13 protein-coding genes are annotated in these 16,262 nt (G+C 37.4%); 4 read left to right on the top strand and 9 right to left on the bottom strand.

What is annotated here, in order from left to right:
• Window positions 1–465: 465 nt before the first annotated feature.
• The 6 genes from IDJ77_RS26845 to IDJ77_RS26870 all read right to left on the bottom strand — a co-directional run bounded on the left by IDJ77_RS26845 (window position 466) and on the right by IDJ77_RS26870 (window position 6,447).
• Complete coding sequence (locus tag IDJ77_RS26845; RefSeq protein WP_191192088.1) at window positions 466–1,236, bottom strand: GLPGLI family protein; 771 nt, start codon at window positions 1,234–1,236, stop codon at window positions 466–468.
• A gap of 3 nt (window positions 1,237–1,239) precedes the next feature.
• The gene (locus IDJ77_RS26850) at window positions 1,240–4,020 is read right to left on the bottom strand and encodes a TonB-dependent receptor (RefSeq protein ID WP_191192089.1); all 2,781 of its coding nucleotides are present in this window, start codon (window positions 4,018–4,020) and stop codon (window positions 1,240–1,242) included.
• Between the two features lie 193 nt (window positions 4,021–4,213).
• On the bottom strand, window positions 4,214–4,450 hold the full coding sequence (locus IDJ77_RS26855) for a hypothetical protein (protein ID WP_191192090.1): 237 nt from the start codon (window positions 4,448–4,450) through the stop codon (window positions 4,214–4,216).
• A 5-nt stretch (window positions 4,451–4,455) separates the two neighbouring features.
• Window positions 4,456–5,640: a hypothetical protein gene (locus tag IDJ77_RS26860; protein WP_191192091.1), complete on the bottom strand. Its 1,185-nt coding sequence runs from the start codon at window positions 5,638–5,640 to the stop codon at window positions 4,456–4,458.
• A gap of 83 nt (window positions 5,641–5,723) precedes the next feature.
• Complete coding sequence (locus IDJ77_RS26865; protein WP_191192092.1) at window positions 5,724–5,933, bottom strand: hypothetical protein; 210 nt, start codon at window positions 5,931–5,933, stop codon at window positions 5,724–5,726.
• A 40-nt stretch (window positions 5,934–5,973) separates the two neighbouring features.
• Window positions 5,974–6,447, bottom strand: coding sequence for a hypothetical protein (locus IDJ77_RS26870; protein WP_191192093.1), 474 nt, complete (start codon window positions 6,445–6,447; stop codon window positions 5,974–5,976).
• A 151-nt stretch (window positions 6,448–6,598) separates the two neighbouring features.
• On the opposite strand from IDJ77_RS26870, the gene IDJ77_RS26875 reads away from it, so the two are divergent.
• On the top strand, window positions 6,599–6,982 hold the full coding sequence (locus tag IDJ77_RS26875; protein WP_191192094.1) for a hypothetical protein: 384 nt from the start codon (window positions 6,599–6,601) through the stop codon (window positions 6,980–6,982).
• 462 nt (window positions 6,983–7,444) lie between these two features.
• On the opposite strand, the gene IDJ77_RS26880 is transcribed toward IDJ77_RS26875, so the two are convergent.
• On the bottom strand, window positions 7,445–8,263 hold the full coding sequence (locus tag IDJ77_RS26880; protein WP_191192095.1) for an FRG domain-containing protein: 819 nt from the start codon (window positions 8,261–8,263) through the stop codon (window positions 7,445–7,447).
• A 577-nt stretch (window positions 8,264–8,840) separates the two neighbouring features.
• On the opposite strand from IDJ77_RS26880, the gene IDJ77_RS26885 reads away from it, so the two are divergent.
• The 3 genes from IDJ77_RS26885 (at window position 8,841) to IDJ77_RS26895 (ending at window position 13,291) form a co-directional block, all read left to right on the top strand.
• Entirely contained in the window at window positions 8,841–9,404 is a 564-nt protein-coding gene (locus IDJ77_RS26885; protein ID WP_191192096.1) for a hypothetical protein, read from the top strand.
• Window positions 9,405–9,530: 126 nt separating this feature from the next.
• The gene (locus IDJ77_RS26890) at window positions 9,531–11,567 is read left to right on the top strand and encodes a hypothetical protein (protein ID WP_191192097.1); all 2,037 of its coding nucleotides are present in this window, start codon (window positions 9,531–9,533) and stop codon (window positions 11,565–11,567) included.
• A gap of 2 nt (window positions 11,568–11,569) precedes the next feature.
• A complete protein-coding gene (locus IDJ77_RS26895; RefSeq protein WP_191192098.1) occupies window positions 11,570–13,291 on the top strand; it encodes a tetratricopeptide repeat protein in 1,722 nt (573 codons plus the stop codon).
• A 719-nt stretch (window positions 13,292–14,010) separates the two neighbouring features.
• Here IDJ77_RS26895 and IDJ77_RS26900 read toward each other — a convergent pair.
• Window positions 14,011–15,468: a TlpA family protein disulfide reductase gene (locus tag IDJ77_RS26900; RefSeq protein WP_191192099.1), complete on the bottom strand. Its 1,458-nt coding sequence runs from the start codon at window positions 15,466–15,468 to the stop codon at window positions 14,011–14,013.
• Between the two features lie 37 nt (window positions 15,469–15,505).
• Window positions 15,506–16,261 (bottom strand): LytR/AlgR family response regulator transcription factor, encoded by a 756-nt coding sequence (locus tag IDJ77_RS26905; protein WP_191192100.1) that lies wholly within the window; start codon window positions 16,259–16,261, stop codon window positions 15,506–15,508.
• Between the last annotated feature and the right edge of the window lies 1 nt (window position 16,262).

A 16,262-nucleotide genomic window follows, 5' to 3' on the forward strand; every position in this document is an offset into this window, starting at 1 on the left:
AATATCTTAGTCCTGACCAAGTCGCCTGGCTTAGTACCACACGAATCTGCAAGGGTCAACAATCGCTGCCGTTGTTTTTCGGTTACCCTGAAAGTGATCTTTAAAGACCGCTTTTCTGATGGAGAAACTTTTGGCCTTGCCATAAGTACTCAAAAAAATGTTTGATGGAATTGCTCAAGGCAATGAGCAATTTAAAACCCCGCAAGGGCCGCAGGGCAACCCCGCGTTTATTGGCTGTGAAAACGGCCCGGCAACTATGCCATACTCAAAGGTATTTATTTGCTGCTCCCTGTCCAAATTTTTATGCAGAACAAAGTGAAAGCATACCGGGTACGGGTGTCCCGGCAAGCGTTTTGGTCCGACCAAAACATGGCTTGCTTTAATTGAGCCATTAGGTTTATTTTTGAAGTAAAGTCGCAGAATTTTTTTCGTATCAGTATTTCACACCTCTGCCAATCCGTCCTTTCAAAGCAAATAATTAATTATGTTTAGACGTGCTCTCTTACGATTTTTATCTGATTGAAAACGTGTGATAACTAATTTTGTGAAATCTGTATCCGTTATTGGTTTGCCTTGAGTTGTCTTTACTATTGGATGAGAACTACTATTAAAATTCACACGCTTTGCCACCCAATGAATATTATCGTTTGGCAATGCAACTTCAAGTATTAACCCAGGCAAACCACCAAAAGTTTCGGGGCCGCCAGAAACGTGAATTTCATCTGTATAAAAAGCAACAACATAAATGGAATCCATAATTATTGCATTAGCCCGGCGGCATTTAAACCCTGCCACGTCTCTTAATTCGTTAGTAACCTTCCAACGAATTTTCCTTGTATTTTCTATTAGAAACTGCTCGTTAAAAGCATTTTTGCGTGTCCACGTCAACCCTTGTTTAAGGTCCGAATACGTTATATTTATCTGCTCTGATAGGGGGATTTTCCCGAATAGCGTACTGTTATTTAAATTCGGGCTTGTTAAGGGCTCAAACAAACACTCATCAGTACTAAATGTCAGCCTACTATTCAAAATTGCAAACTGGGGGTTTTTGTTTACATAATCATCATAAACTTGTTGATTCACATCTTGTGATCCTCCAATTGTTTTTTTTAAAATTCCATGGATATTTACTTTTTTCTCGTATTCTACAACACCGGAATGGCCAAGTGCCGATTGTGATCTGGTGACAGCCGGAAAACACAAAAACAACAAAAAAATGATTGAAAATATTCTCATAATTTATTTCTCCTTAACAGATCTGAATTTGGTAAAATCGTAACTAACCGACAATAAAAGATACCTTCTGATGCCATTAGTTTCGCTTTGTATTATTGAATTGTCAGATATATTTCGATAAAAATTCACGTATTGATTCAAGATGTCATTTACTAATAATGATGCTCTCAGTTTATTTGTCGGCAAAAAAGTTTTACTAAACGAAGCATTTAAGATCGCTCGTTTCTGGGAATCAAACCGCGGAGTTTTTGCTAAATAATTATATTTAAAATTAGTAGTCAGTTGAAATTTAGCTGGCAGATATATTAAAATCGCCGCATTTGTATTTACTCCCCAAGCATTATTGTTGCCTGGCTGCAAAGAGAATTGATTGATGTTGTAAATTGGCCCGACGTTAAAGCTTAAGTTGTATTTTTCGACCAAATATTTACTTAACCCTAAGCTGAATTCGTAACTGCCATTTTTTGATTTACCCAATTCATCGTTTATATAGGAATAATAGACATCCCCTGAAGTGCTTAAATTGAGATTAACTCCAATGTTGTATTTTTTCAACTTTCTGCCATAATTTAAATTGATATAGTAATTATGAGAATTATTTTCATTGAGATTAACATAATTTGTTATCGATTTACCAGAAAAATTATCTGTATAAGTTTTCGTAATTATATCATTTCCAGTAAAAGCATACGAGCCGTAAATTTCCATACTCTCTTCCGTTATTTCTTTGAAAGAACTAAACGAAGAATTAAAGCTATTTGTAAAAGAGGGCTTTAAAGTTGGATTACCAATGATTACATTTAATGGATCATTATTAATTTGCACCGGTTGGATTTTTTCGATACTCGGTATTAACGGGGTTCCTAGATAATTGAATTTAAAAGAGGTTTCTTGGGCGAGTTTAAGTTGAAAATTTGCTTGGGGATAGTAATTCAAAAATGTTCTACTCGTTTGAATGTTCTGTATTTTGTCGGATTGATTGAAGTCAATAATTGAAATTTTATTCCCCAAATTCACCAGAACGTTATTTGATGAGAAGTTTAGAATTGCGCCAAATTGATTAATGAGTTGCTTAAAGACATAGTCGTTAGTAAAGTCTTTATCTATTAAGTCATAAGTGCCTAAGGCAGATTGATTAAAAGACTTGCGATTTGATTCAGAATTATTTGTCCCAAATCCATAGTTTAATGTTAAAGATATTTTTTTCGTTATTGGTTCTGAATAAGCAATATTTGTACTTAACGTCGACTTATATAAATTATTAGTTTTGTATTGATTTACTTTAACTATGCTATCGGGAGTTGTATTCAAACGATAGTAGTCTATCTCTGAGTTAAGATAGCTTTTAATTGATTCATCGTTTGAGGAACGAGCTATTGTTAAGGCAAGGGTCCTCCGATTTTTTTTGAATTTTCTCGTCAATAGAGCAGCGAAATTTACTATTTGTTGATCACTATTATTATCTAATGTTCGTCGTTGAACGTTCAATAAAGAACCGTTTAATATTTGTTGTGAATCATAATTATTAAACGACTTAGCTGATTTGCCTGTTTCATCCAAGGCCACCTTTAACGTTGTAGCACCATCAAATTTTATCTGGTATGTCCCATCTAGTTTTTGCCTACTGAGTTCGTTCGAGAATTTTTGAAAAGATGATCCATTTATTGCACCAACTGGCAATGTTACCAAAGTGCTGGTATTTGTCGAGCCACTAACATCAAACGACCCAATTTTAAAATTTGCATTAATGGTTTGATTACCATTGCCCATTTTTTTATCGAAATGTGCTCCACCGTTTATAGCTTCCGGCAAACCGCGGTTATCATACATTCCATTAAATGAATCTAAAACGTTATTATCCCCAGTTGTGGTTATTAACCCATCTTCCGCAATTTGAACATTACCTAATGCACCAATATTATTGCTATCACCAAATTTTAATCCTGTTTTTCCGTCACTTGCAGCAGTGACATATGCAGAGTATTTTTCATTCGACTTAAACCTATTATAAATCCCTTGATTGCTGTAAATATCATGAGAGCCTATCCCAACATTCACTTTACCAAATGTTCCATTTTTCTTATCTTCCTTCAATTTGACGTTTAAAGTCTTTTTTTTTGAGCCATCATCAATACCTGTAAACGTAGCTTGGTCGCTTTTTTTATCGTAAAGCTGGATTTTTGACACCATGTCAGCTCTTATGTTCCGCGTTACAAGTGTCGGGTCATCTCCAAAAAATTCCTCGCCGTCAACCAATATCTTATTGATCTTTTGTCCATTTGCGCTAATATTCCCGTTTTCATCAATTTGAATTCCAGGCAATTGCTTAAGAAGGTCCTCTACTTTATCATTGGGTTGGATTACATACGCTTTTGCATTGTATTCTGTCGTGTCACCGTTAATTTTTATCGACTTAACTTTACCTTTAATAAGAACTTCATTTAAAAAAGTTGTTTTAAGCAACAAGCTAATTTGGCCAACATCCTTTTGCATTGAGTTAGAGTTAAGTTCTAATAATACTATATGGTCAACGTAATTCTTTGCAGTTATCATGAGAAAATACTGTCCCTGAGGCAAATTGCTGACAGTGAAAGCCCCGAACTTATCTGGATATGAAAAAGCCTGCAATAAAGAGTCTTTAGCACGGAATACGGTAACAGTTGAATTTAAAATTGCCTGTTTAATTGCTGTGTCAATAACTCTACCTTTAATTAAACCGTTGTTTTGTCCAAAGCTTGAGATTGCGAAAGAACAAAAAAGCAAAAAAGAATAAAATATCTTCATCAAATCAATCTATGAAAGTAACTGTGAGTAATGAAAGGGGTTGTGTTAAAAGTAAAATTCGAATTGTTAAATCAATCAGCGGAAATTGCCACATTCTTCTATCTGTATAAACCAATTAAAAAGAGGCTGCCTCGGACTTTTTGAGACAGCCTCTCCTCCAATTAGAAGCTAATATTTAAGCTGAAAATCAGATTTAGAAGCCACCGGTTTCACTTCCAGGAGGGCAAGACTGCTGAGTAATGCAAGGCCCATCAGTTGCAGGAGTAACGCATCTTGAATACATTGTAGTTCCAGTGGATGTTTCTTTATAACATAACGCAGTATCCCAAGTGTACCATTGCACGACATTCGGTTGTGCTTTTTGAGATTTTACGCTGCCAATAGCTGTACAGCATATTGCAGCTGTAAGTAAAAAAAGTTTAGTTTTCATAATGATTAATTTTTAATATATGTTATTTTTATTTGTTTAAATCGGAAATCTTTTTTTGAAGGATAAGGAACAAAAATCGAGTTATTTACCACAAAGCTCCTTCCCAGAAAATACCATTTATCGTTTAAGTCAATGTTTCCTAAAACCTTGAACGTTTCATCAAATACAGTTATGAATCTTCTTTTATCCTTGAAATCGGGGAACTGACCGTTTGATTTTTTTGAGTATTTTACTGGTTCTTCGAAAGCTCTTATATAACCTCCTTTGATTTTTAATATTTTAAAATACCGCACATTTTCAAGGAAATGAACAATTTTTTTGTCGTCATAATGCGCCCATTTACCATCAATAGGATTTGCGACTTCACTATATGGTAACTTACTAGAAGGCTTACCACCATGTATCGAAACTTTACCTGTTTTTAAGTCTAAAACATATACATTAGGTTCGACTACAAAATTGTACAAAATAGAATTATGCCCATTAATATTAGAAATTGAATATTGTGGATCTATCATAAATCCATAGTACCCATTTTTATATAGCTCGCTCCATTGAATTGGCAGTCTTTTAAAAGAGCGCCTTAATCGGGTGTCGATTTCTGTAATAAATGAGTAATTAAAATGATTGACGTTGGTTGCCAGTGGATTAATAGTAGGAACCAACAGCTTTTTTGAGTTTGAATCAAACTCAAAACTTAAAGCTTCGGAAAAATCCATTAAGTAATTTGCTTTAAAGTAATCATCGACGGCGTTAATCACAAAAGTTTCTTTTAAATTTCCTTTATAATCGTATAATCCTATTTCTGTTCGAGAAAGAACAAATATCGAATCTCTGTTTTGAAGGTATAAACCTGTAATAAACGGAAGAGTCCCAGAAAGCGATTTAGGAATTAAGCTAAATTTGCTAAATGCTTTTTTATGATCCAATGAATATAAATGTACTTTATGATCATATTCGTTATAGCCGGCAAACGTACCGTCCTTATCTACCGAAAATATTTTGTAAGTAAAAACTTTAGGCGTATCGGCATCTATAATAAGTGTTGACGTATCGATTTTAAAACCGGAATTTGAATAACCGGTTGGCGTTAATTTAAACGAATTGTTTTCGACATTGCAGCTTACGAAGTAAATTAAAATAAATGCAACTAGACCCGCTGGAAGGTTGAACCAGTTTTTGTTTGGCATATAATACGATAATGTTTACGGATAAGATTAGGCCAGTAAATAATACTGCATTTCATAAATTTTTATGAAATGCAGTATTATCATTATTCGTACTTACATTCGGTTTGCCTGGTACAAGGCCCGTCCGGGTTTGGATTATTACATTGGCTGCCCCATGTAGTATTCCCATTTGCATCTGTCTTTGAACACACGCCGGTGTTATACATCTGCTGAGTGAATGTTGTAGCAGGTGTAAATGAACTTAACAACAGCATTCCAAAAGGAACAAGCAATAAGAAGAATTTTGATTTCATAATGTTTGATTTAAAGAATTATTGATATATATACTATTAGTTAAAGCAATTGTTCCCTAATCTGGCTAGGTTTAGTGACATGCATATCTGCGAAATAGGTGGGTTTACCGTCATTGTAAACTATTATCCGATCCGTAACGGCTACATATCCACTATTTATCAACAGATTATTTTCATCATATATAATGTTGACTTGTCTTTTGGCAGCGGTTGGGGAAATTTCGCGTAAGAACTTGTGTTTTCTGCTGCTTAAAATTACATTAAACTTGTAATCTTTGTATTCCAAGCTGTTATAAATGGATTTGGACAATTCAATGTCCTCTTTTGTGCAAATGCAATCCTCGTTTTGTAGAATGAGCACAACCGATTTTTTCTCCTTTGCTAAATCAAATCCGCTTTCCTTTTTTACAAACGATTCAAGATTTTCCTGATAGTCATAATTAATTGTATTCTGACACGCAGTTCCCAAAAGGACTAAACAAGTATAGAAAACGAATGATATATAGTTTTTCATGGCTTAGGCGTTGTAACGTAAAATTAAAATATTTCTTTTAGAAAAACAAATTTTTTAATTTCAATGCAAATTAATTTTAAGATAATATTTATATTAGCAAAACGTTATTGGTACTGTGTCATAATGCTATCACCACGTCCTTAAAAAATATATGAAAAAGTTTATTTTAGTAGCAGTTGCAGCAACTTTTTTTACAAGCAGATCATTCTGTAGCGATCTGGCCGTATCAAAATCTACTTTGAATTCAGATACCATCACGTTGAAACAGAATGAAAAGTTTAAATATTCAGGAGAAAGCGTTATTACATGTTCAGAAAAAAGTTGTTTGAATAATATTATTGAAACTGTAAATAAATTTTCACCACAATCTTACTACTTGGTTGAAAAGATTTCAAATTCACAGTGGGTTATCAAAAAAGAGGGTACGATTAGCACAAAATCGGTTCCAAAGTCTATAACGATTTTGGAAGGAGGTGCACAAATTATGGGTAAAAAGTATGGTGATCGTACACGAGTAGTAATAGTGGTTATCTAATTTGAGCATTCATAAATAATCATAACCAATAATTTACCGGCGCATAGCAGCAGAGCTCCAAGTACATACATAATTTAAGCAACCTATCTCTGGGTTGCTTTTTGTTTTATAACACTACCATGGGGGAGGGCAAATACAATACCTTCGCAAAAAAACAAGACCAGCTAAATCAATGTAAATCCTCAAAATCTTTATAGCTTAGTTTTTTTGCTTCTTTTTTTACAAGAAAAGAAGTCCGTAGCGCAACACTCAAAACATATTTATGTTAAGTGAAATTACGTATAAATTAAATTGCATGAAATTTTAAGGAATTGCAAATCAAAGCATTAGGTAAAATCAGGACGCAGCTAAAATTCTTAAATCTGCGAGAAAGGGGTTCGAAAACATTCCCCTAGGGCTAAGTAATAGATATCCTTTTGCCTGATTTTTCCTTTTGCCTCGTATTTTCCAAACAGTAAAAATCTAGGACCGTGGAATAGCGCCTGCATCAGCGAGGAGGTACGCAATGTCTTCAAAATACTTCGAAACTCTTCCATGACTTGGATCGTCGGATGCCAAATCCCCATAAGCACATCTATATGATAATCTGGCAACCTCTTCGGCGATTTTATCATTTAATGCATTATAAATTTCTGGTTTATCATATCTCGACAAATTATCACATGTGTCTTCGAATTCAAAACGGCTTATAACTGAAGTTGGTAGCATTTGGAAGTCAGTATCATGATCCAAGAAAAGTGATACAGCCTTTTGTACAATAGGGCGTCTCGCTTTAGAATAGCCTGAAGCAGTAATTCGGTATCCGTTATTTTCAAGCTCTGATTTGTTCAATAAATATATCACTCCTTGTTTCTTTTTAGACGGATTTTCCTTAGCCGCGCCGAAGGTTGCAAAAGCAGCTGCAATTTCAATATCAGTTGTCAAATCAATAAACGGTGTAGCTAAGTGATAATGTTGCATAAAGCAGTAAATCACCTCGTTTATAGATTGAAATGAGGAATCCTCAACGTGCTTCGCACCATCTGTTTCGGATGAAAAAAGGGGCTTACCAAGCCCAATTACTTCCATCATTTGCGCGATTATCAATAACCGTTCCTTGACTGCTTGTGTTTGACTATCTGTGAAGCGGTTAGATTTAAAGAACAGGCGATAATGGGACGAATATGTAGTAGGATATAAACTATCTTCACCTCGATATAAACAATTACCTTCTGCGCAGGAATCAGATGCCTGATAAACATTTGTGAGGCACTCAGCCATCGTAGGTTTTGCATTCATCATATTTATTGTAATGTTCAAAGCTAACCCAAATTACAAAAAATACATTACAGATACACCATCTATAACTATTATTATTACGTAGCTCGTAGAGGAAGCTTTTCGAACCTCTTTTTAGATGATTTAAGATTGTTGGCCGCGCCATAACAATTATCAACGTATTGAAATTGAAACATTTATTAAAAGATTGCAAAATATTCCTTTTAAAAATTAGTTAACATAAAATTATTTAACCTTAGTATTCCCGACCTTGATTTGTTGGAAGAAAAGAAGCAAAAGAATCGAAGAAATTTAGAGTTGTTTAAATACTGTTTAAGATTCGAGTCCTGCTCCCGCTAAGATACCGATTAGCCACAATCGGACTAATGTAAGGTTGCTTGCAAAACCGCGCTACAAAGAGCGTTTGGCATTGGGAAAAATGGATGTAGAAAATCAAAATCTAATCGTGCCTATATTAATGTTGCACAGCCAGCCAGAACCCTGGAAGATCAAATTGGAGAAATCGCCAAGTTGATTGTGAGTTTTATTATATAACCAACAATGACTTTGCGCGCCGAAAACACTGTGCAACTGATCGCTAATGTTGAGGCGCGCATTGTCCTTTCTCCAATTGATAAGACGAAATTCCACAGTTCTAAGGGATGGTCATTTATCATCAGACTCCCTTCCCGCTAATCATAAAAATGAGATCAAGGCTTATTTCAATTCCATTAACGACGAGATTACCACTCAACTTTTAACAGACTTCATCAAACGAATTAGCTGGGATTTTTCAGGACAAGTCCCGGAAGCAGCAGTAGAAATGCTCTACAATCAAATTTTAGCCCTATTAAGCAATCCGAAATTTGACGATAAACAACCCGCCTTCTTAATGGAGGTTTTACTGTCGGAAATATGTCGCTGCTCGCAATTGAAAGACCCTGATCAGCGGATGGTTAACCGCGAGTTGCTGAATAAGGCTCTGGCAATCAAAATGGAGGAATTAGAGCAATACAGTAACCGCAGATTTTTGGGCTTACTGGACCAGCGGATTGGTCAAATCTATAGAACGCTGAATGACATGCAGCAGGAGATCCGAGGGCTTAAAACGCAGTTAATTTCTTCCAATAATAAAACCATACTCGACAGGCCGTTTTCCAATTAGAAGAATGTTTTTCATGCCTTAGATATCAATTTTATAGTCGCAATAATTTCCGCAAACATTACAACATTTCAGCGGACTATTATTATTTTAAGCCTTTGTAGAAATCACAGTCACCAGAGCAAAATTATGGTAATAACACTCACCTTAGGGACTATTTCCGCATTTATAGGCAGCTCCGCGTTAGGGGGATTTATCGGAAATCGCGTAGATGCCATGACGGTAAATCACATCATTGATCCCGTGTTAGATGGCCTAAAACCTAAGGTAGACCAAAATGGTCTTCCCGTTAACGAACATCTCGGTAGAATGCTTAAAAAGGCGAGTTTATTCGCCTCGCAGGCTTTATTTGAGGCATTCTTAAGTGAAGCAGAAACTATGGAGCGGCTAACCGGCGAATGGCCACTCGGGATCGAAAATGATGCATTTAGGGCAACATTCGACGTCTATCTAAATAATCAAGAAGCTATACTTGAATTGCCATACCCAGAGTTAGAACACGATGAAGCTTACGGAAGGATCGAAGGGTTGTTAGCGGCTTCTTCTGCAAATCAAGAAAATATTATTCAATTTAGAAATCGACTATCCGCTGAAATAAAATCACGTTACGTGGTACAGCTTCAGCAAGATTTAGGCTTAAACGCCTTTCCCGCTAAGTTGAACGAGATGATCATTAATGGGTGGTTTTTAGATGGTAAATTTATCGATTGGTTTGAACTAATGGCTTTGAAGTTCGCAGCCCTACTTAAGGACAGTGGTAATGCGGAAGCGCAATTAGCATTTCAAATGCGTTTGTTATCAGATATTAAGATCGAAACCGAAAATATTCGACTTGATATGGCCAAAGTTTTAAACGACCCTGAAAAGTATTTCCCAAAACTTGGAAGTATTGAAAAGCTCGGGCCGAAACTAGATCGTTGGATAAAGACTTTAAAAACCAGCTTAAAGCAAATCGATCATACAACAACAGAGACATTTGTTATCGCACAGAGATCTGAATTCAAGATCGATGATTTAAAAAATGAATTGATCACGATCAGAAGAGAAATCTCATCATTATCTACCCAAGGTACTACCGCTGTTGAGAGAAAATCCCTTAATATTCTGCCACAATACTTGGGGGAGGTGATAGGGCGAAATGAGGATTTAGAATTATTGAACGAAGATTTAGTAAATTGTGAAAGTAACATTTTAATTAAAGGAATTGGGGGTATCGGAAAGTCAACGTTTCTGAAAGCTTATTTAAGAAAATATCGAGAACAGTTCAATCACATCGTTTTTTTTGAGTTCTCCAATAACGAAGAGTTGACTCTAAGTGATCCGGAACGCTTTGTTAATTTGGTTGCTGGAGATGATATTTTGATTGAAAACCTGGGGCTCACATTCAATGAGGATGCAACCAATATGTTCAAGTGCAGGCAAATTATGTTTCAATTACAGAATATTCCCGGACTTAACTTAATGGTCATTGACAATGCTGATGAAAGCGTAGTTAAGTTGATCGATATTATCCCAAGCCCTCCAACTTGGAGAACTCTGATCTCAAGTCGAGAGGAAATCGACGGATTCCAAACCCGGGAACTCACATCGTTAAGTCCTACAAACACCATTAAACTATTCCGTTATTGGCATCCTGCAATAATTGACGAGGAAGAAGTTGGTACTTTACTAAAATTGATTGACTATCATACGCTTATGACGGAATTAATTAGTAAGACTATTACTGCGTCAAAAGGATTTATTAGTGTGTCTGATATCGAATTGAAGTTTAGGAATCATGAACTACATGACCCTAACATCAATGAATTGATCAAAATATCAAAGCCAGGAATGTCAACAACACTATTTGAACAACTTATAATGACATTTGATATGGCCAAATTCAGTGATGCAGAGATCAGTACGCTTAAATATTTTTATTACCTACCGTCTGAATTTTATGAAGTGAAATTATTGGCGGAGTGGTTAAATATCCCGGAAAAGGATCTGAGACAGTTCAACAGGACTATATCTCAATTAAGCGAAAAAGGTTGGCTTTATGTAGAGAACAATTCATGCAAAATGCATCGATTGATCCAAGAGATGATATTTTATAAATTAAATCCAAGTTTGAAAGACGTTCAGCCATTGCTCCAGACATTTTATAAACTCGCTACAAAAAATTAATCATGGAAGGTTTAACATTATTAAAATCGAAAAACCACATTCCATACTTTGAACATTTCGTAGGTAGGCTTACCTCCGAGGAACAAAATACCGTCCAAATAGCACTGATATTTAACGTCATCGGTGTGGATTATTTTAAAAATAACGATTTGACAAAAGCTAAAAGTTTTTTGGGGAAAGCTTACGAAATCATCATACCTTTTAGAGATAACAAAGATCAATTTGCTATTTCCTCGGCCGCGACGGTGATCGGAAACATTGGCGTAATTGAAATGAAACTCAACAATCTTGAAGATGCGTTAGGGTTCTTAGAACTCGCGGCAAAAACTGACTACGGGATGTATAAAGATGGTTTAAAATCAGCGGAGGACACTGCGCATTCCCTTACTAACCTTGGAGACTATTGGTTAGAATACCATGATCTTTATAATGCCGGAGAATTTTATGATCAAGCGCTGCTTCTTTGGGACCTGGCAATAGAAAAAGCCCCCACCGCTGCAATTAAATTACGCAAAGCAAGGCTATTAAATAAGTTCGCTCAGATTCATTTTATGCGATCACAATACATAATTGCGGAGAGATACTGTAAGGAAGCAGTTGATATCATTAAAGAATATGAGTCACCCACGGTTGAAGTACTTGAACCGTTAGTTGAAATATATCTTACGCTCGGGCAGGTGTTACAAAAAGCTCGCGCGAAAAATGAAGCGGAAAGGATATATAAACACGGTATTACACTTGCAGAAGCATTGGCTAAAGAGTCTGAAAATGCTTTTGGGCCAGTATTAACTAATCTGCTTTGTCATTTTGGCGCATGTAAGAGAGAATTTGGCGAATTAGACGAAGCCGAAGAAATTTTGCTTTCGGGATTGGATCGATATAGAAAACATTCAGAATTATTACCAGAGAAATACCAAGTCAATATAGCCAAGGCCTACATGGATCTTGGAGTAATTTATGCTGAACAGAGAAAATACGATCTATCGGAAGTTTCCTACAACGAATCTTTGTCGATCAAAGAAAAGTTAGCGTTAAAGAATCCCTCTTTTGAGTCATCAAAATTGTCTGTATACAATAATAGAGCAGGACTTTACAGATCGATGGGAAACTTGGAAAGAGCACTGGAGGATTTTAAAAAGGCTTTAGCGATCGCGGAAGGTGGGCTAGATGATGAAAAACTTGCTGTTAGCAGTTTAAGAGCAAATATCCTTACAAACATAGCCTATGTACAACATGATCTCGACGATCCTGAATTCGAGAAGTCTATCGACTTAGCGATCACGATCTACAGAAATATAGTTACAAAGGATAAAGATTTCTATAAACTTCCGTTTGCTGATGTCCTGGTAAAGAAAGGCAAAATGTTAGGTGATCGAGGGAGTTTAAAGGATGCGTTGATCCCACTAAACGAAGCAATAGAAATTCAAACGGCTCTGTTGTCAGATGACAACGACATATGGTTATCGGCATCAGACACACTAACAATGCTTATAGCTTGTCACTTGGACTTGGATAATGTTAGGCTTGCAGGCGGCATGATACACATGAATCTGTTAACATTAAGAAGATATGATAAGTCCAAGAAGCATTTTCAAAAAGCACTTCAATGGACTTATGATCTTTTCAGGTCAAGAAATTACGATTTTATGATTTTTTTAAACGATGTAGAACTCAGTTACAAAGAACTGTATAAAGAGGATTTTTTTGTCAAAAAAGCTAATTAATGGGGATACTGACCTTTCTAAATACTTATTTCAAAATTCGCAGGGATGACGGTTCAGTTTCGCCGAACGGTATGCCCCTTGGCTTCCAAAACGCCGATGGCATACCAACAATACTTTTTGTCACGTTGGAATTGAATTTCATACATCCTCCAAGGTTTTGCGCAGCAAATATCACTATTATCCTGCCGATCTTTTAAGTCACAGCAGGTGTAAAAAGGGCATTTGTGATTGTCTTTAGATGAAGCCTTCACGCGCGCCGTCGACATACCTCCCTGGTGGCTGAAAAATAATGGTCAAAGGCTATCAATGCTTTCATGGCGACCGAAATTGTTTCAGGCAAGGTGGTTGCCATAAAATCCCGATCAAATTCAGGATCATTCGCGTTTTCGTCGGGCAAAAATTTATAGAGATCAAGATTCCGGGCGCGCAGCAAGATCCCGTAAGCCGAACGCCTACCCTTTAGACGAAGCGGACCGTTCGCTGCGCTTAACCTGGCCGCTTCATCGCCATGTTCCCCAGACTGGACATAATTCGAACCATTTGCTGGAAAACTTAAGATTATTATCTCAATTAAATCTTTTCGAAACAGTTGATCCGAGCTCTATCATGCGCCCCTAACTGCATGGTATTCGGACCGTAAATTGGAAATTTAACACTTTTATTTAACGTCTAAAATCTTCTCATCGACAATAGATTTGTAGCGGCTAAGGGGCTATATGTTATTTTTCTTGTAACAATTGAGTAATCGCTTTGGTTATAGACGCCCTGTCAGAGGGCCTTGGCGCATTTGTTGTTATTATTTGCCCCTGCTTGTTGATCAGGATAAAGGATGGATAGCCTGATAATCGATAGGTACCCATGAATAGTTTGGTGGCATCATCGCTGAAGAAATAATTTTCACCTTCCAGGTGTTTTTCTTTGACTAAGGCCTGCCACTTAATTTCTGTTGATTGCAGGCAAAGGTTGACAAAGACGATGTCCTTACCCTGCATCGCACGATAAAGCGCCGGCGTACTTTTCATCTCCTCCAGGCAGGGTCCGCACCAGGTAGCGTAAATATCCACATACACCACTTTCCCTGGATATTTGGAGCGGAAATGAGTGAATATATCTGTCGGCGGTAAATCAATCACCTTATTTTGATCCAAATAGTTCACGCCATTGATCTTGGTTGGAGGGAAACTGGGTTTGGTGATCTTTTCCGACAGGCTTTTTAAAGCATCGTAATAAACGGCTTTTGTAAACCATTGCCCGGCGTTTGCAAGGGAATCCAATATCCCCGGAAATTGACTTACTGTACCCGCCAAATGATTATACAGCATATAGTCCCGGCATTCGCCGGCCGGTTCTTTCAGGATGATGCGCACGGCCCTTTGCTCCGCCTCAGCGATACGGCCTTGTTTAGCGGCCTGATCAATGGTGCTGTCGGTCCGTATTTTATAATAAATATAATTGCTGAGATGATAGGGGAACATCATCGACTGGAAATTAGCCGGATCATAGATGTCAAAAAACGATTCGGTATAAAATTGAATACGCGCGATGCGCTCGGCCGGGAGACGGTACTTCCCTGTATTACCGTAATCCCCGATATCGTTCGCGATCAGGTATTTTACATCCCTTTTTGCCCAGTTTACCACTGCTTTGGAAAGCTGATGCTCTACCGCATATTGATCGATCTTCCTTACATAACGCTGGTAGTCTTGCTGAACAGCTACCAGCATAGCGGCCGGCTCCAGCGCAGGGTTATTGTGATGTACAGGCAACTTATACAGGTAGTCCACGCATGAATTTAATTGGGTGCTGAAAACCGCATGATCACCGCTAATGCGCAGCCAGGCGAAATTGGGCTTGTCCAGTAAAGCCGCATCAATAGTAAGATGTATAGAATCGCCTGGCTGCACATAGAGATTGATAAAATTGTTGAGGTAATGGACCGTCATATTTTGTGTATACAGCATATGCTCGCTCACCACAAACTCATCCCGGTGGTTCAATTGCACACTCTTTCCGCCCGGTATCAGGGGGTTACAGAAGTTGAATTTGACTACTTTAGGCGTGGCCGGCGAAACATTGATCACTTTCCCGGTTATGATAACAGTGCCCATTTCCTGTGGCTTACCAAAAGCAATGGCCACAACAAAGGCAGCCATGAGTAATAAGATTAATTTTTTCATGGATATTTAGATAAGAATTGTTAGTAGATAAAGCGGATCAGCTCATGGCATTCAACGCTTTTTTGACCGTTTCCAGGCTTTGCCGGGATATGGGTATTTTAGACCGGTCGTCCATCAGCAGCATGCCGTTATCTTCTTTTAAAAAGCTTTTAACATACTGCAGGTTGACCAGGTGTGATTGATGCGTCCGCTGAAAATCGTAAGGCTTTAAAAGTTCCTCGAATTCCTTCAGCGTTTTAGAGACCAGTACCTGGTCGCCGCCCTGAATAAAAAAGGTAGTATAATTATTAGATGCCTCGCAACGGATGATCTGATCGACCTTTACGTAACGGGTTTCCCGGGACGTGGGTAAGGCTATCTTGGGAAACTCCTGCTGTGATTTTTGAAAGAAGCTGACAAGGTTCGCGATACTCAGATTTTGCTCACGCGCTGCAAGGCGCGATTTGGCTTTTTCTACGGCCTGCTGTAATTCCGATACGTTGATCGGCTTGAGCAAGTAATCAAGCGCCGAAAATTTGATGGCTTGTATGCCGTAATGATCATAGGCGGTAACAAAGATCACCTCGAATGTAATGGTAGTAAAAGCCTTCAGTACGTCGAATCCCGAACTTTCCGTTAGCTGGATATCCAGGAAAACCAGATCAGGTGCCGTATTCCTGATCAGCGCTATGCCGCTTTCCACATCTTCGGCTGTACCGTTGATCGTTACCCCCGTGCACCATTTAGTTAAGATCCCCTGCAGGTTCTCTATATTGTGAGGCTCGTCGTCAATAATTACTGCATTAATATTCATA

Source organism: Mucilaginibacter pankratovii, assembly GCF_014773265.1.
In the GTDB taxonomy this organism is placed as follows: Bacteria; Bacteroidota; Bacteroidia; order Sphingobacteriales; family Sphingobacteriaceae; genus Mucilaginibacter; species Mucilaginibacter pankratovii.

What these genes read in the sequence shown, in the direction of transcription:
- IDJ77_RS26845 (WP_191192088.1), bottom strand. Translation starts at nt 1,236, where the DNA reads ATGAGAATATTTTCAATCATTTTTTTGTTGTTTTTGTGTTTTCCGGCT.
- IDJ77_RS26850 (WP_191192089.1), bottom strand. Translation starts at nt 4,020, where the DNA reads ATGAAGATATTTTATTCTTTTTTGCTTTTTTGTTCTTTCGCAATCTCA.
- IDJ77_RS26855 (WP_191192090.1), bottom strand. Translation starts at nt 4,450, where the DNA reads ATGAAAACTAAACTTTTTTTACTTACAGCTGCAATATGCTGTACAGCT.
- IDJ77_RS26860 (WP_191192091.1), bottom strand. Translation starts at nt 5,640, where the DNA reads ATGCCAAACAAAAACTGGTTCAACCTTCCAGCGGGTCTAGTTGCATTT.
- IDJ77_RS26865 (WP_191192092.1), bottom strand. Translation starts at nt 5,933, where the DNA reads ATGAAATCAAAATTCTTCTTATTGCTTGTTCCTTTTGGAATGCTGTTG.
- IDJ77_RS26870 (WP_191192093.1), bottom strand. Translation starts at nt 6,447, where the DNA reads ATGAAAAACTATATATCATTCGTTTTCTATACTTGTTTAGTCCTTTTG.
- IDJ77_RS26875 (WP_191192094.1), top strand. Translation starts at nt 6,599, where the DNA reads ATGAAAAAGTTTATTTTAGTAGCAGTTGCAGCAACTTTTTTTACAAGC.
- IDJ77_RS26880 (WP_191192095.1), bottom strand. Translation starts at nt 8,263, where the DNA reads ATGATGAATGCAAAACCTACGATGGCTGAGTGCCTCACAAATGTTTAT.
- IDJ77_RS26885 (WP_191192096.1), top strand. Translation starts at nt 8,841, where the DNA reads ATGTTGAGGCGCGCATTGTCCTTTCTCCAATTGATAAGACGAAATTCC.
- IDJ77_RS26890 (WP_191192097.1), top strand. Translation starts at nt 9,531, where the DNA reads ATGGTAATAACACTCACCTTAGGGACTATTTCCGCATTTATAGGCAGC.
- IDJ77_RS26895 (WP_191192098.1), top strand. Translation starts at nt 11,570, where the DNA reads ATGGAAGGTTTAACATTATTAAAATCGAAAAACCACATTCCATACTTT.
- IDJ77_RS26900 (WP_191192099.1), bottom strand. Translation starts at nt 15,468, where the DNA reads ATGAAAAAATTAATCTTATTACTCATGGCTGCCTTTGTTGTGGCCATT.
- IDJ77_RS26905 (WP_191192100.1), bottom strand. Translation starts at nt 16,261, where the DNA reads ATGAATATTAATGCAGTAATTATTGACGACGAGCCTCACAATATAGAG.